Genomic DNA, 22,395 nt, shown 5'->3' on the forward strand with positions numbered 1-22,395 from the left:
AGGGGGAATGACGTGATGCTGAATGCATCGCCGTCTTCTTTTGTAATAATGCCCGCGCTCGCGAAGATCGTCTGCGAGCCGGGCTGGAAGTGGCAGAAACGCGAGCGGCCCATGCAGAACTACGATTTGTTTTATGTATGGAGCGGTGAAGGTACGCTGGAACTGAATGATAAGCCGTATGAGATCGGTAAAGGAAGCTGCTTCCTGTTCCGTCCGGGCGACCATACCAGCGCGACGCATAATCCGCAGAAGCCGCTCGTTTTAACATATATACATTTTGACGTGAAGGAACCGGTTACGGACATTCCGGCCCCGTACCGGCAGCTGAGCGAGACGATGGATTTCGAATATTTGCTGGCCCGGTATGTCCGGTTGTATCTGGACAAGCCTTACGGGGCGGAAGAAGAGGGCCAGCTTATCCTGAAGCAGCTCATGATTCATCTGCTGCGGTCTGACCTGAATGAGCCTGTCGTAAAAAAAGCCAGCAACCAGCTGATGGAGGCGATTCACGAAATCGCCAATTATGTGCGCCAGCACCCGGGGATTCCACATCGCGTGGAGGATTTGGCGGCAAGAGCCGGACTGTCCCCGCGTTATTTCTCGATCAAATTCAAGGAGCTGATCGGTACGCCGGTCCAATCCTATATTATCCAGATGCGGATCGAGCGGGCGCAGCATCTGCTGGTGCACCAGGGAATGAATGTCACGGAAGTGGCCGACGCCCTCGGGTATCGCGACATTTTCTTTTTCAGCCGGCAATTCAAGCAGTATACCGGAAAGAGTCCGTCCGAAATCAGGTGATTCCCCCGCTCCCTACCGTTCACGCATGCTCTTCGCGAAGCGGAAGGGGCCTCGGGGTTTCAACGTAAGCAATTTAGGGTAATCCTCGCTTACGGTATATAGAGAGCAAGTGAGCTTTGAAAGGGGGTGTACGGGAATGAGCCCAAGAAGACGGGTGCGCGGGCGGTTTTTCAGTCGCGGCGGCGGCAGTATTTTTCGAAATCGGCTGCGTCGCATGAAGTCGACCATAAACCAAGGGCATCTTGATGTATGGTTTTGATGGAGCCTGAGTATTTTGTCCGGGGATAACAGGCGTGACCCCGATTTTATATACGATGATCCGAAGCTAGCAGCCCAGCCGGGTGATCTTCAAGTACCTTGTACATACCTGGTTGGTGAGAAGCACCATGTTGGAATTATTTTATAAGTTAAACGTAAAAGGGAGTCCGGGAGGGCTCTCTTTTTACATGGGGCTTGCGTGATGCCCCTTGGCTTTATGCTCGAGCTCTAAGTTTCACGATTGAGCTTGGGACCGACCCCGTGTATGATCAGTTTACGGATATTCGGAAGCGGTTTATAAGAGGTTTTCGAGTTGCGGCAAGGTATAAGGCCAAGCAGGGAACTGGCGACTGCATGATTGAGAAAGCTGGGGGGATGGAGTTTATGAAAGCGGCGAATCAAAAGACAGCCCTGGTGACAGGCGCATCCAGCGGCTTCGGAGTGCTGATCAGCATCGAGCTGGCGAAAGGCGGGTATGATGTCGCAGCCGGGATGCGAAGGCCGGAGGCAGCCGGGGAGCTCCTGCAGCAGGCGGCGAAGTTCGGTGTGGCTGAGCGGATTCGAGTGATCGAGCTGGATATTTGCAGCGAAGAGCAGGTACAGGCAGCTGCACGCTCCGTGGAGCAGGAGCTCGGGCGCCTGGATGTGCTGGTGAATAACGCAGGCATCGCGGTCGGCGGATTCGTGGAAGAGGTGCCGCTCAGCGAGTGGAGACGACAGCTCGAGACCAATGTGATCGGAACCGTCTCCGTGACGCAAAGCATGCTGCCGTTGATGCGGCGGACCGGTAAATCCAAAATGATTCTGATCAGCAGCATCAGCGGCGTTGTCGGCTTTCCGGGGTACGGCCCGTATGCCGCTTCCAAATTTGCCGTTGAAGGCCTTGGCGAAAGTCTCGCCATGGAATTGATGCCTCTAGGCATCGATGTGGTGCTGGTGCAGCCCGGCGCTTACGGCACGCCGATCTGGAGGAAGAGCTTCGGGGAGTTGAAGGTGAGGGAGGGTTCGCCATACAGCGGGATGCTGAAGCGGGTATTGGCGTACTCCGAACGGACCGCCAAAAAGAGCGGGGATCCGCTCGAGGTTGCAAGGTTGGTGGCTCGAATCGCCGGTATGAAGCATCCGAGCTTCCGGTACCGGCTTCCCCGCAGCACCCGGCTGACCGGGCGGATCAAGGCATGGCTGCCCGACCGCTTCTTTCAGCGGCTGATCGTCCGGCTATTGGGAAGAGAATAAGGTCTAACATTGTCCTTGTTCGATAGGGACGCAACGGGAGTCATTGCGGTCATGAATGAAGGCATCCGCAAGGACGTTCTTATTTTTCCGTACACAGCTCCTTCTCCAAGCACGCATCCCGCTTCTGCTTCTTGTCTGCGGGCGGATGGAGGATGCCGAGCAGCTCGCCCATTTTAACCGTCGTCCCGAGGGTAAGATCTCCCCGGGGGGTAAAGGTGCCGCTCTCGGTCAACAGCACGACGGTTGAGCCGAATTCGAAGTATGCAAGCTCATCCCCGATCTGCCATTTCGTCACGTTCTCGTCGGCATAACGGATGCTGCTTACGTTCAATGCTCCGACCTTGACCACGGCAACCTCACCGAAGTCATGCTTGATATAGGTAATGAGCCTTTCGTTGCGGCTAAGCACCGACCGGATATGGGTCATGGCAAAATCGTTGACGGGATACACCTTGCCCTTGAGGTGCTCCCGCTCGATCTGCACGCCGGTAACGGGGGCGTGAATGCGATGGTAATCCGTCGGGCTTAAATATAAGACGAACGCGTAACCGTTCACATAATTCTCGATTCTCGGAGACTGCGCAAGCAGCTCTTCAATGGTGTAATCCTGTCCCTTGACGTTGAGGATGGTGCCGGTATCGATGGTGCCCATGGCGGTAATCGTCGCATCAACCGGGCTCACCATCGCGTCGGCGGTCGTATCTATGGCCCGCAGGCCGAGCTTTAATCGGCGGGAGAAGAATTCATTGAGCGAGCGGTATTCATGCAGCTCTTTCTCCGCTTCATGCGCCGGGATTTGGTATATTCGAATAAATGCAGGGATCAGATGACGGCTCAACCGGCTGTGGGAGAACTGCCCCACCAAATGGGACAACCACTTTCGGGAGGAGAGCTCTGTCATCAGACGCAGCAATCGTTTGGCCATGTTATTCTCCTTTTTTGTGCAAAGACCTAAGCTATCGATGATGCTTGAAAAGCAATCACTCTGATATTGACATAGAATCGGCTGGAAATCAACAAACAGGCCTTGAAGAAAAAAAGACCCTTGCCAAATCAGGAAAGGCTGTGTATTTTAAAGTTAACATAAAACCGAATAGGGAATACGGGTGCTTGAGTGAATCAGGCTGAGATTGCAGCTGCTATCCGCTGTTGACCGTTAATCTGAACTGGGTAATGCCAGCGTAGAGAATATCCGACCCTGCTCATATTAGGGCCTAATTTCCGTCTGCGCGTTTCCAGACGGTTTTTTGTTGTGATTTTTTTCCACTTTTAAAAAATTGCGATGGAGAGGGGTAATTGTACGATGGAAACGATGAGGCAAGGCATAATGGGGGCTCAGCCGAGAAAAGGGCTTAGACTGAGCGATATTTTGGTGACGGTGCTTGTATCGCTGGTGCTGGGCGTGGTGTATCACTTTTGGGGATCGGTATACAACCTGCTGAAGCCGCTCTTTTTCGAAGCGGACGAATTGCTGTATGGCATGTGGTTTGCCGCGGCGACGCTGGCCTATCTGCTGATCCGGAAACCTGGCGTGGCGATCATTGCAGAGGTTGCAGCCGCGCATGTCGAAGTGCTGTTCGGCAGCGGGTGGGGGCTTACGCTCCTGATGTACGGCTTGATTCAAGGCTTGGGGGCCGAGCTCGTATTTGCCGCAACCCGCTACCGCAGCTCTTCTGCCTTCACGGTGGCTCTGGCGGGGGCCGCTGCCGCCGTCGGCTCGATGCTCCTTGATTTCTTCTACAGCTACACGGACGATCTTCAGACCTGGATGTTCCTGGCGAAATACGGCATGCGGATCTTCAGCGGCGCCGTCATTGCAGGCCTTCTGATGCTCGTCCTCGCCAAAGCGCTGGAGCGTACCGGCGTAACCTCCCTGCTGCGTCCGGCATCGCAAAAAGAATATGAGGCGCTGGACGATTCGCGCCATGTCTAAAATGCAAACGGGCGTACACTTCGTAAACACGGTGGATGCGCCTAATGATCCGCAGGAGGAACCGGCGCTTTATGTAGAAGGGCTGCGCCTTAAATACCCGGGCGAGGAGCGGCTGATGTTTAAAGATCTTTCGTTCTCCGCCGCCCGCGGAGAAAAGGTGCTGCTGCTGGGTCCAAGCGGCTGCGGCAAATCGACGCTTCTTCAGGTGCTGAGCGGGATGATTCCCCGGGCGACGGAGGTGCCGATGAAATGCCAGGCGCAGAAGCTTCCCGTTTCCTGGGGATATGTGTTCCAGGATCCGGACACCCAGTTCTGCATGCCGTTCGTCGACGAGGAGCTGGCATTCGTCCTGGAAAACCAATGCGTTCCACGGGAGCAGATGGAAGAGCGGATGCAGGCAGCGCTGCAAGCCGTCGGCTTGGAGCTGGAGTCGCTCCATGTCAAAATCGCGCATTTATCGCAAGGGATGAAGCAGCGTCTTGCACTGGCTTCTGCCCTATTGCTGGAGCCGGAGGTGCTGCTGCTGGATGAACCGTCGGCGCTGCTCGATCCCGAGGGCCGCGAGCAAATCTGGACGGCGGTGAAGGCTGTGTCCGCAGGGCGCACCTTGATCATCGTGGAGCACCGGATTGAAGAAATGGCTGAATATGCAGACCGGGTCGTGCTTTTTGGCCCGGATGGGACGATTCTGGGTGAAGGCACGCCGGCCGACGTATTCGCCCGCTATTCGCGGGAGCTGAAGGAATTCGGCATCTGGTATCCCGGCGTATGGGACGATTATGCAGTGTCCCCATCCGGCATGGAGGTGTTTGCACCGCTTGGAACCTCCTCCGGCGGATCCCGCCAGGATGACTCCTTCGCCAGGGATTTGGGAAAAGCCGCTCGGCTACAGAACCGGGAACGACTCCATTCCGTTGAGGAGTCCGGACGGCTTACCGGAGCCGACTTTACGTCGGCAGAACAGAGCAAGCCTGCCGTTCAGCTGGCCCAGTTCTCAGGCAAGCGGTGGGACAAAGCCGTTATTACCGTCCAAGGGGCGGAGGTGTATCCGGGCGATTTTATTGCGATTGTCGGGCCGAACGGAGCGGGGAAGAGCTCGCTGCTTCTGAGCCTGATGGGGCTGCTGAATGCGGAAGGCATGTACCTCCTCGGCGGGGGGGAGGTTCCGTTAGGGAAAGGAAGACGAAACCGCAAACAAAGGGAACGGATGCTCCGCCGAATCGGATTCGTATTTCAGAATCCCGAGCTGCAATTCGTGACGGAGCGCGTTACGGATGAGGTGGCGTACTCCTTGCTGGTGGACGGCATGTCCGCGGATGAGGCGGCTGAGCAGGCCCGCCGGACGCTAGAGCGATTCGGACTAGACGGCAAGGAGAGCCGGCATCCATACCAGCTATCCACGGGCCAGAAACGCCGCCTCAGCGTGGCCACAGCCATGGCCAGACAGCCGGCGGTGCTGCTGCTGGATGAGCCTACGTTTGGCCAGGATGCACGGAATACCTTTGCGATTCTGGAGATGTGCGAACGGCTGCGCCAGGCCGGGACGGCGATCGTGATGGTTACCCACGAGATGCGAATCGCCGAGCAGGCGGCCACCCATATTTGGGAGATCCGTCAAGGGCAGCTGGTCTCCAGGATGGCATCGCCCAGGCTGGCGGCAAGGAGAGCTCCCGGCTTCCAGGAGAACGGTTATCCGCCAATGAGGGCGGAGGACGAAGCCAAGGAATTTGGCGCCCGTGAGGACAACAAGGAATCTTCCGGCAGACCGTACGCGGAGGTGAGGTCATGAATATATGGAATCCGGTCCGCATCACGTGGCTGCACCGGGCAAATCCGGTGGTGAAGCTGCTTCTCGTCTGCTCCCTGTTCCTGATGACGGTGCTGACGCATGACATTGACTTTGTGGCGTATCAGGCGCTGATCTTTATGCTATGTCTCCTGGCGCTGTCCGGTGTCCGCACATGGAAGATGCTGCTGTTCTTCATTCCGTTTCTGCTCGCGTTCATCTCTTCCTCATCCTCCATGATGCTGTTCGGGAAGGGAGACACGGTTTGGTGGGAATGGGGTCTGTTCAAGGTATCGGAGGAAAGCTTTTATCGTGGATTGCATCTGGGGTTTAAAGGCATCGCTTTTGCCTGCGAAGGTCTTCTGCTCGTGACGACAACGTCGTCGGTCGATTTGTTCTACAGCCTGATGCAAAAGCTGAAGCTTGCTCCCAAGTACGCCTACAGCTTTATGGCTTCCATCCGGCTTTTGCCGATGGTGTGGGAGGAATATGTGATCCGCCGGCAAGCGCTGAAGGTGCGGGGAGTGGTCCCGATCCGCGGTGTCCGCGGGGCGGTGAACCGGGCAGGGATGTATGTGGTGCCGCTTCTGGCACAGAGCATCCGCCGGGCGCACCGGGTTGCGGCGGCGATGGAAGCCAAGCGGTTTGACGGTGACCGGGGACGGCGCAGAACTTATTTTTACCCTTCGCGCTACTCCCGCTATGATCTGCTCACCATCGCACTTTTAGCGGCGGCGGCATATGGCGCTTATGCGGCTGCGGGGCATTTTCCATGGTTCGGCATCGGGGATGTGCGCTTTGATTAAATTCGAGGGCATTTTGCGTGAAAGTTCGTAATTTCACGTAAGATGCCCTTTTTGCGTTTGGCTGGCGCTGCATGGGACCAGTGAAAAAAGAGATGGATTTTTCGTTCGAATGGTATATAATACGGTTGGTACCAATATGTTATTGTCGGTACCAACCTTGCATACCTGGATCGGTATGCGTTCCACTTGGAGGCTGCACCCATTTGAGGTGACAAGAACAGAAGAGACCAAGCACACGTTGAGGGATAAGAACAGGAAAGACAAAGCACGCCTTGAGCGGACGACAACCCGGTCAGAGGCAAAGCGGAAGTAAAGCACCGTATCCAAGTGGCTCAACGTAAGAAGAACAAGGAGGCTCGAATATGCGGGAGCGTATTTTGAAAGAAACGATGCGTTTGATCCAGCAGAAGGGATTTGCCTTTACCGTCAGTGATCTGGCGCAGGGGCTTGCGATCAGCAAGCGGACCATTTATGAGCATTTTTCCTCCAAGGAAGAGATCGTCGAGTCGATCGTTGATAGCTTAATTCAGCATATCCAGCAGCGGGAGCGGGAAATTGCGGAAGATGGACAGCTGGGCGTTCTGGAGAAAATCCATCAAATCCTGATCTGTTTGCCGCAAGAGCTTGAGAAGATGGATATGCGCCTTTTGACGGATCTCAAAAAGTTTCATTATAACCAATGGGAGAAGCTCGATACCTTTTTCAGAGAAGAGTGGGGCATCGTCAGCAAGCTGATGGAGCAGGGGATGGCTGAGGGCGTCATCAAGCCGATCTCGCTTCCGTTGTTTATCGATCTGTATCTGGGCGCAATCCAGCAAATGTACGACTCCCGGGCAACGGTGAAGCATCAGATGCCGCTTGGGGAGCTGCTGAAGTCGATCATGGATATCCTGCTGTTCGGCATCGCCGCGGGGCAGGGAAAGGAGAAATGAAACGATGCACTGGTTCTATTTAGCTCTGGCGATCTTGTTTGAAGTAGCCGGCACCATTAATATGAAAATGTCGGAGGGATTTACGAAGCTGCTGCCGAGCGTGCTGCTGGTCGTTTTTTATGTATGCAGCCTGAGCTTTCTGACGCTGAGCCTGAAGCAGATCGAAATTTCGGTGGCGTACGCGATCTGGTCCGGCCTCGGCATTATGATCATCACGCTGATCGGATATTCGTTCTTTTCGGAACAAATTAACGGTTTGAAGATATTCTCGATTCTGCTGATCATCGCAGGGGTTGTGCTGCTGAACCTGTCGGGCGGCGCCCATGCGCAGGAACAGCCGAAGGCGGAGCAAACGGACGTTCAGGCAGGTTGAAAAAAGGCCTTGGATCCGGCCAGTGGAATACTCGGGCAGCTCTTTTGAATGCGCAATAATGTACTATACCCTTTTCGACCGGCCGCTCTATAATGCAAGGGAATTCCTTGTAAGGAGCTGCAGGTCATGAATTTTTCTTCGTTCTTTATTTATTGCTTTATCGTTGCGTTCTCTCCGGGGCCGTCGAATATCGTCATTCTGGCATCGGTCCAGCAGTCGGGGATCAAACGAACGCTCCGCTATATCGCCGGGGCATCGATCGCTCTTTTCCTGTTGATTGCCCTATCTGTCGTCCTCGGCGAGACGCTGTCCTCCGGAATGCCGTTCATTCTGCCGGTGCTGCGGGTAGTAGGCTGTCTCTTCATGCTGTATCTGGCGTATCAGGTATATCATATGGACGTTTCCAACGCGTCGACAAACCAGACGGCTTCCTTCACATCGGGGTTTTTGATGCAGTTTCTGAATCCGAAGGTCGTGTTGTTTACCCTTACGGTCATTCCAAGCTATGTCATGCCCTATTATACCGAGGGGCCGGTCATTTCCGTCTTCGTTGTCGCTGTCTCGCTGATCGGGCTGGCTGCGTATATGACCTGGGCGGTGTGCGGCAATCTGTTTCAGGGCGTTTTGCAAAAATACCGGAGAACGACCAACACGGTCTTGGCTTTGTTCCTGCTGTATTCAGCCATCGTCGTGTCGGACCTACCGAATCTTCTGAGGGGGTGATGGAAGATGGAGCGGTTTATCTATAAAAAAGCGTGCGGCATCACGGCCCTGTCCGCGAGCTTTACCGATTTCAAATATAAGAAGCATTACCACGAGGAGTACGCTCTCGGCGTCACCCTGCGCGGAATTCAGAAGTATTCCCTCGACGGAAGCCAGCAAGCTTCCTATCAGAGCGGCGTGATGCTGTTTCATCCGGAGCAGAGCCATGACGGCTGGTCGCAGGAGCGCACGGGCATTGATTATGTGATGATCTACATTCATCCGCAGCTGTTTCATGAGCTGATCCAGAAGAGGGACATCATCCGCTTCCATACGCCGATCGTGTATCATGCCGGCCTAAGGCAGAGCATTCTGAATGTAACGAGGGCGATATTCACCGGCAAGCCGGAGGCGCTGTGCAGCGAGCTGCTGCTGGGGCTGGCGGGGCATTTTAATGAAGATATACTGAGGTTTGAAGGTAAGCGGGACAGCGGATTTGCCAAGAAGGCGAAGGCGCTGATGCAGGAGCATCTGGATCATGTGCTGCGATTGGATGAAATCAGTCATGCTTTCGGCATGTCCAAATATCAGTTCATCCGTTCCTTTAAAGCGAACACCGGCATGTCGCCTTACCAATATTACTTAAACTGCAAGGTGGAGCGGGCCAAGCATCTCATCGAGGACAGCCGCGACGTATATCTCGCCGTTTCCCAATGCGGATTTACGGATCTTGCGCATTTGAACCGGCATTTCAAAAATGTGTACGGCACGACGGCCTATGATTACATGTCCCATTTGGAGCGATAATCTGTTTCTTGTCCGCATGGACAATATGCAGGGGAAAGAGGCGGTTAGCATCGGCGGCAGATGAGCGAATGAGCGGATGAGGGACCGGTCGGGGCTTTAGCCCTTTGCTCGTCCGACCTAATGATCAAGTTAATGGGAGCAACCCTCAGGAGACCCGCGTGTCGGTTCGCCCTAGGGTTGCTTCTTTGGGCTGCGGGGAGGTAACGGCCGCATCGCTGCCTTGCTTGCTTCAAAGGGTTTGGAGATCCGGCGAATCGATGTTAATCTGTAGTTGAATCTAATCAGGATAAGCATGCAGCTGCATGAACAGAGATGGAAGGAATTATGGCCATGGAATACCTATATGAATCAGCACCGCGCAGTTTCGAGGATTTTGCCAGCGGCCGGGTGCTTTACAACGCTCGAGGCACAACCTCGTTTCCCGTAAGACTGGCAAGCGAGCTGGCTCAGCGATGCTTTCACCTTCTGGAACAAAAGGGGGCTGAGGGCCCCTACACGTTATATGATCCCTGCTGCGGAGGCGCGTATTTGCTGACTGTGGTCGGGCTGCTTCATGGACGGCGGCTGGGCCGGATCATCGGCTCGGACATTCAGCCCGATGTGCTCCCCATCGCGGGAAAGAACCTGTCCCTGCTGCGTAAGGAGGGGCTCGAGCAGCGAGCCGAGCAGATCAAGTCGCTGTATGAACAATACGGAAAGCCGTCCCATCGGGATGCGCTGGAAAGCGCAACTCGCCTGAAGGAGCTGATCGCCGAATCCGCGATCGAAGAAGCGGCATGCTTCCAGAGCGATATTACGGATCCGAAGGGGGGGCTGGACCGAGCCCGAGGAACTCACATCGTTATGACGGATCTCCCGTACGGGGACTTGGTCAGCTGGGGCGGTGGAAGCGAAGATCCGGTGGGGCGCTTTTTCGAGCAGATCCACCCGATTCTCGATCCCGCCCGTTCGGTTGTCGCAGTCATTTCCGACAAAGGCCAAAAATTAAAGCATGACCGTTTCAGAAGGCTCCAGCATATGAAGATCGGCAAGCGGCAGGCCGCGATCTTTGAACCGCTGGGGAAATGACGCGCTGTGCCGGTCGGCCGGATCGAGGGCTAGACATAGGGCCAACAGGCTTGGGAGAAACCATAAACCGCAGGAGAGAGGGCAACAGCCTGTCAGCGGAACCATAAACCGCTAAGAGACGGCTCCCGTTTGCCGGTTTTAATACAGGCAAAATGGGGTCAGTTAGAGAGGGTACCAAGCCCGGCCAAAAACTCTAAACAACTAAAAAGACGGCTTCCGTCTGTCGGTTACAATACCGGGAGAGCGGAGGCTGTTTTTGTATGCAGTCAGTCGGTTGTTATAAAGCCATGCCTAAATCGCTCTTGATTATGAGCTGAAGGTGGGGTAAGATGGAAAACAAATAAACCGAATTGCTTTCCGTGATTTCTGCGTGAGGACTGAGAATGGATAATAGATCATGGGCAAAGGAGAATGGGGATGAACCGAACCTTAAAATCACTGATGCTCGCTACCGATATCGGATTTATTATATACTGGCTGCTCATCGGCTTGAGCCTGATTCCGAAGGAGTATCTGTATCAGGATTATGACAATCCGCTGCTGGTGGCGTGGAACTTATCGTTCCTTCCGCTGGATCTGCTGATCTCCGGAACCGGTTTATGGAGCATGTATCTCTATAGGAAAGGCCATTTCAAATGGCAGCCGTGGTGTCTGGTTTCGCTCGTGCTGACGTTTTGCTCAGGGCTGCAGGCCATTGCATTTTGGAGCATCCGGCTTGATTTCGATCTCTTCTGGTGGCTGCCGAATCTGTTCCTGATGCTGTATCCGCTCTTCTTCCTGCCGAGGCTGATCGGAAGCGGACATCTAGTGAACGAGAAGGAGACGGTGGCGCTATGAAGGACAAAATCGCCCAGGCCGCTGTTCAGGAAATCGCACAGCGCGGACTGAAGTTCTCTATTCGGGATGTTGCAGGCCGTCTCGGGATCAGCACGAAGACCCTGTATCAGCATTTTGAATCCAAGGAGGAATTGGTCGACCATATCGTGGTCCAGTCCATCGGGAATATGATGGCGGAGGAGGAGAAGCTGATGAAGGACGATTCGATTCCTTTAATGGATAAGCTATTCCTGGCATTAACGCTCCTTCCGCAAGGTGTCGCCTTCCACGATATTCGCGTGATGAAGGAATTGGAGCTCCGGTACCCGGAGCAGTGGAGGCAAATCGATGCCTACATGAATACAGGCTGGGAGAATATCCGGCTGATCATTCACGAGGGGGCTGCTGCAGGCATCTTCCGTCCTTTTGATGTCGAGTTGTTCATTCAGGTATATGTTGGAGCATTATATCAGCTGATCGACCAGTATGCTTCCGGTGGCCGGCTGACGCTGCAGCAAGCACTGGAGCAGATGGTCGGCTTCTTGATGGAAGGCATCCGTTCGCCCGCTAACCGGTAAGTCCCCTCTGTAGTCCGCCAAGCATACAAACGCCACGCAGATGTGGAGAATTGCGGCTGCTGTGCAGCCGCTTTTGGCTTTCCTACGAATGCGCCACTCACAGATTCGCGTGTCTGCCTCCCGTACATGATTGGATCATGATAGGTTAAAGGTTTCACTGAATCGGAACGTATGTTCGATTAGAGTCTAAAAAATAAAAGCATTTCCTGTGGAATGCCTGCCCGAAGGTAGAACTCATGCAACGACTCTCCCGGGCCAATGGTCAAATCCGCCGTCAATAACGCAACCGCAAACCGATTCGCCTGACGCTCAAGCTTGCCCGGACTGAAGTAGGAATGCTCCTCAAGAAAAAATCGGCTGATTCCCTTATGGAGCCGATCGTGACCGAGCTCATGGGCGCAGACGAAGCGCTGCCACTGCGGCGGCAGTTGACTATGAATGACGATAAACCTGCGTCTTAATTTGCGGAAATACAGCCCCTTCGTTGTCTTGCCGAGGTCCGCGTACCGGATATGAATGCCGAGCGAAGCTGCAATTTCGAAGGGGCAATTGGTATGATGTTTTCTGACAAGCTGACGGATTAACGGTTGTAAAAGATCATCCATGCCGGTTCACCTGCAATATCGAGATTGTTATGGGTTGTCGTAGGGTTGTAATCGCTATGTACTCCTTCATGACATGCTATTTTTTCCGTTTGTTCATCTGCTTGGCTTCCCAGAATAAGCCGGTCAGCACATCCTTGATGCGCTGCTTGTCCTCCTGGTTTAACGGGATTCCGTCGAACATCAGCTCTCCGTCGTCCTCCAGCATTTTTTTGAAATCCCGTTTATCTTTGGCCGTGGCCCAGTCGGGAACGGTCAGGTCCTCATGCAGGGAAAGCTCCGAGTCCAAATAGCCGGCTTTGCTCATCAGTTCTTCATAGGGAACCTCAAGCGCGTCGGCGATTTTGCGAAGCGTCTGCGGCTTTGGAATGCCGCGCAGCCCGTTCTCGATTCTCGAGATTTGCGATCCGCTGATGTCAGCGGCTTGTGCGAGTTGATTGATGCTTAAGCCTTTGTCTTCCCTGATCTGCTTCAAGTATGCTCCAAATCTGTGATCCACGCTCCGGCCACTCCTCACCATAATCCATCTGTAACCTCTGTTTATAGTATAAACCCATTCGATGCCTTTGCCAACAGGTAAAATAAAAACAAAGGAATATTGCCAAAAGGCAAGAATTAGAGAGCGATAAGGCCCATTTCTGGAATTTTGCCGCCCAATTGAACGTTTACGAAGATCTCCAGATAGTGGTATTATAACGAAAAATACGAACAAATATACGAACAGTCGGCATGGCCTTGATTTTCTGCCAAATGGCAAAGGAAAGCTAGGATAAACCATCAATGGGGAGTGAAACGGTATGAATCATATGTTACCTGAATTGGATCGCAGAAAAACCCAATACGCGATTGAGGCGGTATTCGAGAAGTATCGAATTTATAAAACGATAACGTTTGAAATGAGGGAAGCGAGCGTGACGGCCTCTTACACCGAGCGGTTCCACGGACCGACGAATGTGACCTCGGATCAGACGGCAAAGGTAGCGATATATAATGTAGACATGCCTGCGGCAAGGAAGCACTACTGCGAAACGATCGAATCGATCGTGGAGCGGCTGGGAGAACGCGAGCAGCTGCTGATAAGGGAACGGTACATGAAGCAGGACGATGTGTACGACTACAAGGTGTACAACCATATTTTTGACCCGCCGGTCAGCAAAGACACGTATGTAAAAATCCGCACCCGAGCTTTTTATAAAATGGCGCTGGTGCTTGCCGATCTGGGCCTGTTATCGCTGGATACCCTCGTAAAGCCCCTAACCCGGCTGAAAAAGAATGAAGGGGCGCAAGCGGTAGGCGCCTTGCGATAAACGCGGCCCATGATCGGGGGAGTTCCGACGCGGGAATGTGGATCATGCAAGGTTGATGGGCCGGGCGAATGCTTGGAGGTTTTTTTAGTCAAGAGATGGATGACTTTTAGACAATGGATGGATCACTCCTTTAGACAATAATGGATGACTCTTTGGACAATAATGGACGACTGTGGGCCAGAACCGACTCTGCTGAGGGTCGGTTTTTTTACGATTCATGCTGTGCATTGACAAGGAGCTTGTTGAGAATATATTATATTAGCATACCTAAAAGTATGTAAGCATAATATGAATACACAGAACGAGGTGTAGGCCGAAATGGATTCCAAGTCCAGAATCATAGAAATTGCGTTGAGTTTGGCGGACCGCCTGCCTCTTGATAAAATCAATTACGCCGATATCGCTGAAGCGGCCGGGGTCCATTGGACAACGGTCAGGCGCCATCTGGGCAGCAAGGAGCAGATGAGGGCCTACCTCGCCGGTCAGCTAAGCGATCAAGGGAGAGATCCGGCAAAGGCCGATACGCGTACGAAGATTTTAGAGTCGGCTCGAAGGGTATTTGCTCGCTGCGGTTACAATGGTGCTACGCTCGATCAGGTCGCTGCCGATGCAGGCATGACCAAAGGGGCGGTTTATTGGCATTATGCCAGCAAGCAAGATCTCTACGTAGCACTGCTCGAGCATAATGTTGCCGCGCAGCGGCGGCTGATTCCCATGCAGGCACAAGCCGTCCTGGAGGCTGAAGATCCGATCCAAGCGCTATCATCCTGGCTCCGCGGGCAGTTCCGTGCCTGTTTGGAGCATCCGGACTCCGCGCTGTTGTTCCTGGAGTTTCTTGTATCCAGCCGCGAGCCGGGTATCCGGGAGAAGCTGGCGGCTGTATTCGACGAGATGCATGAGCAGGTGTCGATCATGCTCGCCGAGCTCCAGCGGAGCGGCCGACTGTCCGGCAAAGCGGATGCTAAAGCGATGTCCGTGTACATCCAATCCGTTATGCATGGACTGCTGGTTACCGCTGTCATCCATCGGGACGATTTGGAGCTGGATTCGATGATGGACGATTTTGCCGGCATGCTGTGGAACGGAATAGATCCACGTTCCTCTCCCTGGCGCTGAGCAGCACGGGGATATTCTCTAAATGCGTTCACAGGCAGACGGCTTCTTAAGGCGTGCATCTCCCGGCGGCGTACTGATGACTGCTGCACGATGATCAGCGTCGACGCTCGGGCGACAAGCCTTCAATGCTAGGGCTTGACCATCCAATACGCTCAGACGGAGGCTTATTGCTCTCGCTCAGGCTTTGGGTGGTCAACCCGCATTTTTTGTGTGATAAACATACTTTTTAGTACGTGGAAAATATACTTAAAAGAATCGAGGGATCAGCATGTTATATGTGCTTGGAACAGCAATCGCTATTTTATTTCTACTATATATATTTAGCGTATTCACAGTACGCCGCGCGGAGCGATTATATCCGCCTGCCGGATCGTTTGTCGAGGTAGAGGGCGTTCGGCAGCATGTCCACGACGAAGGAACCGGACAACCGATCGTATTTTTGCATGGCGGGGTGCTGTGGGGGGAGGACTTCAAAGAAGCTTCAGCTTTGGCAGTCCGCCAAGGGTACAGGGCGCTAGCCTTTGATCGTCCCGGATATGGCTACAGCGGAAGAGTCCGCAAGGGAAAAACAACGCCGAAGGACCAGGCAAGAATGCTGAATGGCGCTCTGCATCAGCTGGGAGCCGAGCGGCCGGTACTGGTCACGCATTCATGGAGCGGGGTGTTGGCACTGACCTACGCGCTCGATTATCCGGATGAGCTGTCAGGGCTGGTTATTATAGGCGGAGGGATGTATAGAAAGCATTATCCGGCTGCGGAAGGAGACCTGCTGTCGAAGCTCGTGACCATGCCGATTCTCGGCAGCTTGTTCCTCCATACGCTTCTGGCCCCGATGGGATGGCTGCTATCGAACGGTATGATGCGGGCCACCTTTGCTCCCGAACCGGTTCCGGAAGAGTACGGAAGGGCCGTCCGCGCTTTATGGTTCCGGCCCGGTCAATTTCGGGCCAACCGTGAGGACGTGCTGGCATTCGTCCACGCGTGTGACGAAGTTTCCGGGAGATACGGGAAGATCACGGTGCCAGTCGTAATCACAGCCGGCGAAGCGGATCCGTTTCCAACGCTGGTGCACAGCACCTGGCTGCACCAGGATATCCCACACTCCAAGCTTATCATGCACCCCAATGCCGGGCATATGATTCCGCAGCTGCATCCCGGCATCGTGATGGATAGCATACACGTGTTGACCTCGCTAGAACAAGACGGGGCAATCGAAGCGCACTAGTGGGAAGCCTTCGGGAAGGTATCGTCTTTTTACCGCCGCAAGTCCTCCCAAACTTCGCCGAATGTTCGCCGATTCCCCGTCTTCGCTTGGTGCGAACCGGTGTAAGATTATAGCATCGGGAATGAAGGAAAGGGCAGCACCGTTAATCTCACACAGGAAATGTGAACCGGCCATGGAGCCGGTTTTTTTTATGCGGACAGCCTCCCTAGCCTCATTCCCGGTTCATTACAACACAGGAAGGAGGGGGCCGTATGAATGGGCAAACAAACGACTTGATCGGCAAGCCGTTTTTTCAGCGGGTACCGGATGCGCTTCGGCTGTGCTTTCGATGAGAGAGGCGATCAAACAGGCCGTTATGGAATTGGTGCCGGAGCTTGCGGGACGAATTTATGACGTGCATCCGCCCGAAAGCGCTGTAGATGATTTTTTTGCGGTTCTGCAGCTTGGCGAGGATGTATGGAAATCACCTTGGGTCGGCTACCGGCAGGTGATTAGGCTGAAGCTGTACGCGGGCGAGGCTATCGTCTCCCGGCAGCTGGATTCGCAGGCGGAGCGGCTCATACAGGGACTGCATCGCAAACGCGTAACAGGTCCGGAGAACCGCGCCTTCAAGCTTCATTATCTCGGCGTTCCGGAGGCGGATCAATGGGATTCCGGTCCGGGCCGCACGGTCCGGGTTATCCGTTTCGGCGTTTATGTTCCGGAGGCGTCAGCCGGCGGCGGAGACCCCGGCAGCATCGTCGAACCGGATGAGTGGCTCTCCGCGCTGATCGCGTGGACTTCGAAGAAGCTCGGAAGCAGCTGGAGCGTGTACCGCACGGCTTGGCCGGCGGACCGGGAAGATCATGCCGTGCTGTGGCGATTGTCGGGGTGCGAGACGAAGATGGCGGGAGCCTCCGTCTACGAAATCAGCAAGAGCTTCACGGGTCATGTGGCGTCTACTTCTTCAGAGCATGAACAGTTAACGGCATTTTCGCTGGTGGAGTCGCTTGGCTCCCAGGCCCAGCTGCCGCTTGATCCCGATGCTGGCCGGTATTTGTCCGTCGCCGGCATTTCCGGCGATTTGGAGGCCGATCCGATTTTGAACGGTCAGCTCAAGCTGACGCTCATCCAGCGGCAGATGCGTTCGGCGCAGGAAGCCGCAAGGATTCGCCGCGTTCATGTTCAACCGATTCTAAATTAAGGGGGGCTCGAAATGGCGGGTAAGAAATCAACCAAGATGGAAGTGAATAGCGGCAGCGAACCGCGTTACACATTGGCTGAGTTGACGGCTCATGCCAAGGAGCGGTTCGGCGTCCGGCCGGAAGTTATTGCCGGCGCGATGTACGGAGCAGCGGGCGAGCTGTTTACTGTGGCCGAAGTGCAGGAACAAATCAAACATTTTATGAAAGCGAAGGTGGATTAATCATGGCGGGAGGAACATGGGAGAGCACGAATAAACCGGTATTGCCGGGTTTGTATATGAATTTTAAAGCGGCGGCAGCCTCAGCGATTCAGGGCGGCGCACGCGGAACGGTCATCGTTCCCGTTAAAGCGAACTGGGGGCCGGTACGCGAGTTTGTCGAGATCGGAAGCGAGCATGCGATCGGCGAGTCGTTCTCCGCAGATCAAGATAATGGAGCAACCGCTTATCGGACGCTGTATCTGGCGCTGCTGGGCGGTCCGAAAAAGCTGCTCGCGTACCGTCTTGCAGACAGTACGGCTTCGGCTGCATCCGTTACGCTGCAAAATGGCGAAGCGACGCCGTCCGATGTGCTGCAGCTTCAGGCTAAATACCCGGGCAGCCGCGGAAACGGCTTCTCGGTAACGATTCAGCCGTCGCTGATGGATCCGGCCGCTCGGGAGCTTCGGCTGTATGAAGGGGCCAAGCTGCTTGGCACCTATGTTGGCGCGGACGGTACGGCCGCATCGATCGCTGCGAAGGTGAATGAGGATGAGGAGAACGTCTGGGTAAGCGCAACCGTGCTCGGCGACGGCAGCGCAGTGCCGGCCGACGTCAACGGCGCGGCATTCACCGGCGGAACCAGCGGCAGCAGCGGAATTACCAATGCGGATTATCTTGAGTTTCAAGAAGCCGCCCAAGGCCAGCAGTTCGATGTCGTGGCACTGGACTATGCGGCCGACATGTCCTTGCTTCAGAGCTTTGCCGCTTGGGTGAAGCGTCTCCGCCAGGAAGGCCGCGGGGTTATGGCCGTATTCGGCGGAAGCGCGGCCGACGATGTGGCCAAGGATGCGCCGAAGACTGCCGCTGCCCGTTCGCTTGCGCTAAACCACGAAGGCGTTGTGAACGTCGGCACCGGCGTACGCTTGTCCGGCGTCGATTACAGCTCCGCGCAGACGGCCGCCTATGTTGCCGGTTTGATTGCAGGTCAGCGGCTGAACCAGTCCGCTACATACGCGGTGACGCCGTTTGAGGATGTCACCCGCCGCTGGAGCCGCTCGGAACAGGAGCTTGCGGTTCAAAACGGCGTTTTCCTGCTGATTTTTGACGGACGTCAGGTGAAAGCCCTGCGCGGCATCAATACGCTCGTAAATCCGGCGGAGGGGCAGAACAATGCGTGGAAGAAAATCCGTTCGATCCGCGTCATGGACGCCATTCATGCCGATCTGCAGGCGGCCGCCGAAGGCACGTACATCGGCAAGGTGAATAACACCGAGGAAGGAAGGCTTGCCCTGATCGGCGCCGTGAAAGAATATTTGGGCCAGCTGTCGCTGAGCAACGTCATCGAGCCGGACGGCTATGACGTCATTCTGGATCCTGCCTATTACGGCGATTCCGCCGTGAAGCAGCCGGAGCCGGATCAAGTTTTCCTGCAATGGAACGTGAAGCTGACCGATGTGATGGAGCAGCTGTTCGGCACGTTTTACGTGCAGTAAAGGAAGATGGCCTCCGGTAACCTAAAGAGCCGCGTCGCACGAGCTTAGGACGATTCAGGACGAAACGGATGGGATCAGTCCGGACGGTTCGGCTTACTGTGCCGTGAGGTCCAATCAATATCCAATCATTCAAAAATGCTGAGGAGGAATATCTATGTTGGATGCTTCAAGAGTCATTATGGGAACGTATGGCCAGGCCTATATCGACGGGGTATGGCAGACGCATATTAACAAGCTGGAAGCGAGCGTGGAGCTTGAGAAGCGCGAGCTGAAGCTGGTCGGCAACGACTGGACGGTGCATAAGAGCGGGAGCAAAAAAGGCACCGGCACGATGAGCGGCTATAAGGTTACATCGGACATGATCGCCCGCGGCTTTACGAAGTTCGATATTATTTCCAAGCTGGACGACCCGGAATCGTACGGTCACGAGCGCGTGCGCCTGATCCGCTGCATGCCGGACAAGATCCAGCTCGCGAACTGGACTGCGGGTGAAGAAGTGCAGGAGGAGACATCGTTCACCTTTGAGGGGTACGAGCTGCTCGACCCGATTACGGCGGATTAATGATTTTATCGTATAAGTGAAAAAAAGATACATGCAGCATCGATCGATGATTCATGCCTTGAATGTTGGGAGATGCTGCTCTTTTTATGGGAAAAGAGATGAATGGTTCACACCTTGAATAATCGATGGAGTGAACGATTGAAAGGCTAAAGAATCGCGAAAGGGGAAGACGATATGAGCTTGAACGAGCATTTGAGCGAAGAGCAAATTTTGGACAGCCTGTTCGAGGCGGCGGAGAAGCTGCCGGAGGAAACGGTGCGCATCAAGCGGCTCGATATGCAGATCGTGCTGCATGGTTTGACTTCGAGCAAGGTGGACAGCATCCGCGAGCGCTGTACGGTCCGCCGGAACGTGAAAGGCGCGGTGGATGAGAAGGTGGATACGGAGACGTTCAACGCGCTCCTGATTTCGGAAGCGACCGGGAGCTTGTCCGTCAAAGGACTTACGCTGAACGGCTGGGGCGATCCGCGCATTACCAGCCGCTTGAAGCTGTCGGGCGGAGAGCAGGCGGTCCGCCGGATGCTGCTCGCCGGGGAGCTGGATGCCGTCGGCGATAAGGTGCTCGAGCTGTCCGGCTTCGGAGTCGAGATCGCCGACCTAAAAAACTGATCGGCTCCGGGGGAATGACTACGATGCTGTACCACTTATGGGCCCGGCATCACCTTCGCCCCGGAGAGTTTTGGCGGCTGCCGCGAGGCGAGCGCTTATTGCTGCTCGCTTTTTCCCAGGAGGAAATGGACCGGCTCGCTGATCAGAGCGAAATGTGAGGAGGTGAATCGATATGGCTGAAGCCATGAACTACCGGATGAATTTAGTCATTGATCCGAAAAACGTCATCAAGGCGAACCGCGAGCTGCGCGCCATGGAGCGCTACTTCGAACGCATCCAGGGCCGGGTGCTGCGAATCGGCAGAACCCGCATGGCACCGGAAATCGTGCTGAAGGACCGCGCCTCCAAAGGCCTGGACAACCTGCTGGCCAAGATCAACCGCGTGAAATCGCAGGTGATCAATGCTTCGGGGAATGTGAATATGAACGTGAATGTCAAGCATTCCGCCAAGCCGCTTAACTTTGATCCCTTAGTAAAGGCGCTTAAAGAAAATACAGTTGCCTTGAAGGGCCTTGCCGACGCGCTTGCGAAACTGCAGCTTGGCGGCGGGGGCGGAGCTCAGAAGCCGAAATCCAAGCTTGATCATGCCATCGATATGTTTGGTGCAATGAAAACATTCGGCGGCGGTGCTAAAAGCGTAGGCGAGCTGCGCGATAAGACGAAAAAGGTAGGCGATGCCTGGCTTGGAAATGATACTAAAGCGAACAAAGACTCCTCCAATTCGGAGAGCTCCTACCCCAAAGAATCCAGAGTGGAGCGAGGGAGAAGGCAGCGAAAGGGAAGGGGATTTAGAACGATCGCTGCCGCGGGGGATTTGATTGAAACGGTAGGTAATGCAGGTACGGGGATTCTCGGAGGAGCCAGAGACTTCTGGAAAAGCGGAAGTGCGCTTTTTGGCGGTGGCAGCGGCGGTGGTGGCAGCAGCGCCCCTGCGACCAGCGGGATAAGCGCAGGAAGCAGTGCGGCTGCACAAGCAGTGGCGAATCCTGGCAGCAGGGCTGCCGCGACACCGGCCGATAAAATAGCGGACACTGGCAGTACGGCATCTGGAGCGGCCAAAGGCACGGACAACGGGGCAGCTTCGCAAGCGGCGAAAGCAGCAGATCCAAAGGTTGCTGCTTCCAAGGTGTCAGCAGGAGCAGCTCCAAGCAAGCTTGCTTCCGGCTTTTTAAAGGGAGCAGGCAAGCGAATTTTGGGACCTTTAGGCTTCTTAGCTGAAGTTAACGATATTGCGGCGGCCAAGCCCGGAAAAGAGCGTAATCAAGCGATCGGCTCTGCCGTTGGCGGTGGTATAGGCGCAACGATCGGCGGCGCGATCGGGTCCGTTATCCCGGTGGCCGGCACCTTGGTCGGTTCGACCGTCGGCGGCGCTGTCGGCAGCTTCGTGGGCGAAAAAATCGGCGGCGCAATTAACGGGATCACGAAAACGTTCAAATCGGGCGGGGATAAGGTATCGAAATGGTTCTCCAACACGTTCTCGTTCGGAAAAAAGAAAAAGGACGTTGTTGCCGAGGCCAAGCCGGCTCCGAAGCCGGCAGCACCAGCCGTTTCTGCCCCAAGCGCCATGATTGCCAATCCGGCACCAGCAATACCTGCAGGTCCGGCAACCCCACGCCCGCCATCCGCCCCAGTCCTTCCATACTCCGGATCATCGTTCGGCCCACCGGCCATTGATCCCGCCCGGAGCCAGGCGTATGCCGCCGGCAAGCAGATGTCGCCGCAGATGGTTCAGATCAGTCCGGAGCAAATGAGCGCGCTGACGGGATATTTGCGGGATTCCAAAACGGAGGCGACAACCAACTATAATCTTCCGCCTGGAGCGGTGCAGGTTACGGTGCGTGAGGAGCATCCGGTGGATGTGGAGGGATTGATTCTGCAGGTCGGGCAGCGCCTGAGAGCGGAGTTGATGAAAGCATCCCAGAACCGGAAGCCGGCTGCGCCTATGCCATATTAACGGTTGGAGGCACTAGGCAGGCAAGAAACTTTAGCAGCATTTTAACG

General features: G+C 54.9%; 25 protein-coding genes and 1 riboswitch. Of the genes, 22 read left to right on the forward strand and 3 right to left on the reverse strand.

The genetic code is table 11. The features are described 5' to 3' along the window. Positions 1-15: 15 nt before the first annotated feature. Together MKX76_RS28070 and MKX76_RS28075 are read left to right on the forward strand one after the other, a co-directional pair. Positions 16-801, forward strand: coding sequence for a helix-turn-helix domain-containing protein (locus MKX76_RS28070; RefSeq protein WP_251535656.1), 786 nt, complete (start codon positions 16-18; stop codon positions 799-801). 642 nt (positions 802-1,443) lie between these two features. Continuing rightward, complete coding sequence (locus tag MKX76_RS28075) at positions 1,444-2,295, forward strand: SDR family oxidoreductase (protein WP_251535655.1); 852 nt, start codon at positions 1,444-1,446, stop codon at positions 2,293-2,295. Between the two features lie 79 nt (positions 2,296-2,374). On the opposite strand, the gene asd is transcribed toward MKX76_RS28075, so the two are convergent. Continuing rightward, entirely contained in the window at positions 2,375-3,220 is an 846-nt protein-coding gene (asd, locus tag MKX76_RS28080) for an archaetidylserine decarboxylase (protein WP_028404823.1), read from the reverse strand. Between the two features lie 167 nt (positions 3,221-3,387). Next, positions 3,388-3,500: riboswitch (TPP riboswitch) on the forward strand. Between the two features lie 107 nt (positions 3,501-3,607). Here asd and MKX76_RS28085 point away from each other — a divergent pair. The 10 genes from MKX76_RS28085 (at position 3,608) to MKX76_RS28130 (ending at position 12,096) form a co-directional block, all read left to right on the forward strand. After that, positions 3,608-4,228, forward strand: a complete 621-nt coding sequence (locus tag MKX76_RS28085) for an ECF transporter S component (RefSeq protein ID WP_244869264.1) — start codon at positions 3,608-3,610, stop codon at positions 4,226-4,228. Then, a complete protein-coding gene (locus MKX76_RS28090; RefSeq protein ID WP_251535654.1) occupies positions 4,221-6,017 on the forward strand; it encodes an ABC transporter ATP-binding protein in 1,797 nt (598 codons plus the stop codon). Before MKX76_RS28085 ends, MKX76_RS28090 begins: the two co-directional genes overlap by 8 nt. Continuing rightward, the gene (locus MKX76_RS28095; RefSeq protein WP_028404826.1) at positions 6,014-6,820 is read left to right on the forward strand and encodes an energy-coupling factor transporter transmembrane component T family protein; all 807 of its coding nucleotides are present in this window, start codon (positions 6,014-6,016) and stop codon (positions 6,818-6,820) included. Before MKX76_RS28090 ends, MKX76_RS28095 begins: the two co-directional genes overlap by 4 nt. Before the next feature lie 362 nt (positions 6,821-7,182). Beyond that, positions 7,183-7,752, forward strand: a complete 570-nt coding sequence (locus MKX76_RS28100) for a TetR/AcrR family transcriptional regulator (RefSeq protein ID WP_007132032.1) — start codon at positions 7,183-7,185, stop codon at positions 7,750-7,752. A 4-nt stretch (positions 7,753-7,756) separates the two neighbouring features. Then, positions 7,757-8,125 (forward strand): DMT family transporter, encoded by a 369-nt coding sequence (locus tag MKX76_RS28105; protein ID WP_007132033.1) that lies wholly within the window; start codon positions 7,757-7,759, stop codon positions 8,123-8,125. Positions 8,126-8,251: 126 nt separating this feature from the next. Next, positions 8,252-8,848 (forward strand): LysE family translocator, encoded by a 597-nt coding sequence (locus tag MKX76_RS28110; RefSeq protein WP_007132034.1) that lies wholly within the window; start codon positions 8,252-8,254, stop codon positions 8,846-8,848. 6 nt (positions 8,849-8,854) lie between these two features. Continuing rightward, positions 8,855-9,634: an AraC family transcriptional regulator gene (locus tag MKX76_RS28115; RefSeq protein ID WP_007132035.1), complete on the forward strand. Its 780-nt coding sequence runs from the start codon at positions 8,855-8,857 to the stop codon at positions 9,632-9,634. Between the two features lie 330 nt (positions 9,635-9,964). After that, positions 9,965-10,702 carry a hypothetical protein gene (locus MKX76_RS28120; RefSeq protein ID WP_251535653.1) on the forward strand — a complete coding sequence of 246 codons (738 nt, stop codon included), beginning with the start codon at positions 9,965-9,967 and terminating at the stop codon, positions 10,700-10,702. 417 nt (positions 10,703-11,119) lie between these two features. Continuing rightward, the gene (locus MKX76_RS28125; RefSeq protein ID WP_007132037.1) at positions 11,120-11,539 is read left to right on the forward strand and encodes a YvaD family protein; all 420 of its coding nucleotides are present in this window, start codon (positions 11,120-11,122) and stop codon (positions 11,537-11,539) included. After that, the gene (locus MKX76_RS28130) at positions 11,536-12,096 is read left to right on the forward strand and encodes a TetR/AcrR family transcriptional regulator (RefSeq protein WP_251535652.1); all 561 of its coding nucleotides are present in this window, start codon (positions 11,536-11,538) and stop codon (positions 12,094-12,096) included. Before MKX76_RS28125 ends, MKX76_RS28130 begins: the two co-directional genes overlap by 4 nt. A gap of 179 nt (positions 12,097-12,275) precedes the next feature. Here the strand turns inward: MKX76_RS28130 and MKX76_RS28135 are convergent, their stop codons facing one another. Both MKX76_RS28135 and MKX76_RS28140 read right to left on the reverse strand, forming a co-directional pair. Next, positions 12,276-12,701: an ImmA/IrrE family metallo-endopeptidase gene (locus MKX76_RS28135; RefSeq protein ID WP_007132039.1), complete on the reverse strand. Its 426-nt coding sequence runs from the start codon at positions 12,699-12,701 to the stop codon at positions 12,276-12,278. Between the two features lie 76 nt (positions 12,702-12,777). Beyond that, positions 12,778-13,218 carry a transcriptional regulator gene (locus MKX76_RS28140; RefSeq protein WP_186311104.1) on the reverse strand — a complete coding sequence of 147 codons (441 nt, stop codon included), beginning with the start codon at positions 13,216-13,218 and terminating at the stop codon, positions 12,778-12,780. 277 nt (positions 13,219-13,495) lie between these two features. Here MKX76_RS28140 and MKX76_RS28145 point away from each other — a divergent pair, with 277 nt between their 5' ends. The 10 genes from MKX76_RS28145 to MKX76_RS28190 all read left to right on the forward strand — a co-directional run bounded on the left by MKX76_RS28145 (position 13,496) and on the right by MKX76_RS28190 (position 22,348). Next, positions 13,496-14,005 (forward strand): ArpU family phage packaging/lysis transcriptional regulator, encoded by a 510-nt coding sequence (locus MKX76_RS28145; RefSeq protein WP_007132041.1) that lies wholly within the window; start codon positions 13,496-13,498, stop codon positions 14,003-14,005. A gap of 318 nt (positions 14,006-14,323) precedes the next feature. After that, on the forward strand, positions 14,324-15,121 hold the full coding sequence (locus tag MKX76_RS28150) for a TetR/AcrR family transcriptional regulator (RefSeq protein ID WP_251535651.1): 798 nt from the start codon (positions 14,324-14,326) through the stop codon (positions 15,119-15,121). A 268-nt stretch (positions 15,122-15,389) separates the two neighbouring features. Then, positions 15,390-16,346 carry an alpha/beta fold hydrolase gene (locus tag MKX76_RS28155; RefSeq protein WP_251535650.1) on the forward strand — a complete coding sequence of 319 codons (957 nt, stop codon included), beginning with the start codon at positions 15,390-15,392 and terminating at the stop codon, positions 16,344-16,346. Positions 16,347-16,674: 328 nt separating this feature from the next. After that, entirely contained in the window at positions 16,675-17,529 is an 855-nt protein-coding gene (locus tag MKX76_RS28160) for a hypothetical protein (protein WP_251535689.1), read from the forward strand. Between the two features lie 12 nt (positions 17,530-17,541). Next, complete coding sequence (locus tag MKX76_RS28165; protein WP_251535649.1) at positions 17,542-17,751, forward strand: hypothetical protein; 210 nt, start codon at positions 17,542-17,544, stop codon at positions 17,749-17,751. A 2-nt stretch (positions 17,752-17,753) separates the two neighbouring features. Then, positions 17,754-19,223 (forward strand): phage tail sheath family protein, encoded by a 1,470-nt coding sequence (locus MKX76_RS28170; protein WP_251535647.1) that lies wholly within the window; start codon positions 17,754-17,756, stop codon positions 19,221-19,223. Between the two features lie 154 nt (positions 19,224-19,377). Continuing rightward, positions 19,378-19,785 carry a phage tail tube protein gene (locus MKX76_RS28175; protein WP_028404834.1) on the forward strand — a complete coding sequence of 136 codons (408 nt, stop codon included), beginning with the start codon at positions 19,378-19,380 and terminating at the stop codon, positions 19,783-19,785. A 174-nt stretch (positions 19,786-19,959) separates the two neighbouring features. Continuing rightward, entirely contained in the window at positions 19,960-20,394 is a 435-nt protein-coding gene (locus MKX76_RS28180; RefSeq protein ID WP_007132046.1) for a phage tail assembly chaperone, read from the forward strand. Positions 20,395-20,417: 23 nt separating this feature from the next. Continuing rightward, positions 20,418-20,552, forward strand: coding sequence for a hypothetical protein (locus tag MKX76_RS28185; protein WP_260842859.1), 135 nt, complete (start codon positions 20,418-20,420; stop codon positions 20,550-20,552). Positions 20,553-20,566: 14 nt separating this feature from the next. Then, complete coding sequence (locus tag MKX76_RS28190) at positions 20,567-22,348, forward strand: hypothetical protein (protein WP_251535645.1); 1,782 nt, start codon at positions 20,567-20,569, stop codon at positions 22,346-22,348. Positions 22,349-22,395: the final 47 nt, after the last annotated feature.

Origin of the sequence: Paenibacillus sp. FSL R5-0810 (assembly GCF_038002285.1) — a bacterium.
GTDB classification, from domain to species: Bacteria; Bacillota; Bacilli; order Paenibacillales; family Paenibacillaceae; genus Paenibacillus_AQ; species Paenibacillus_AQ lactis.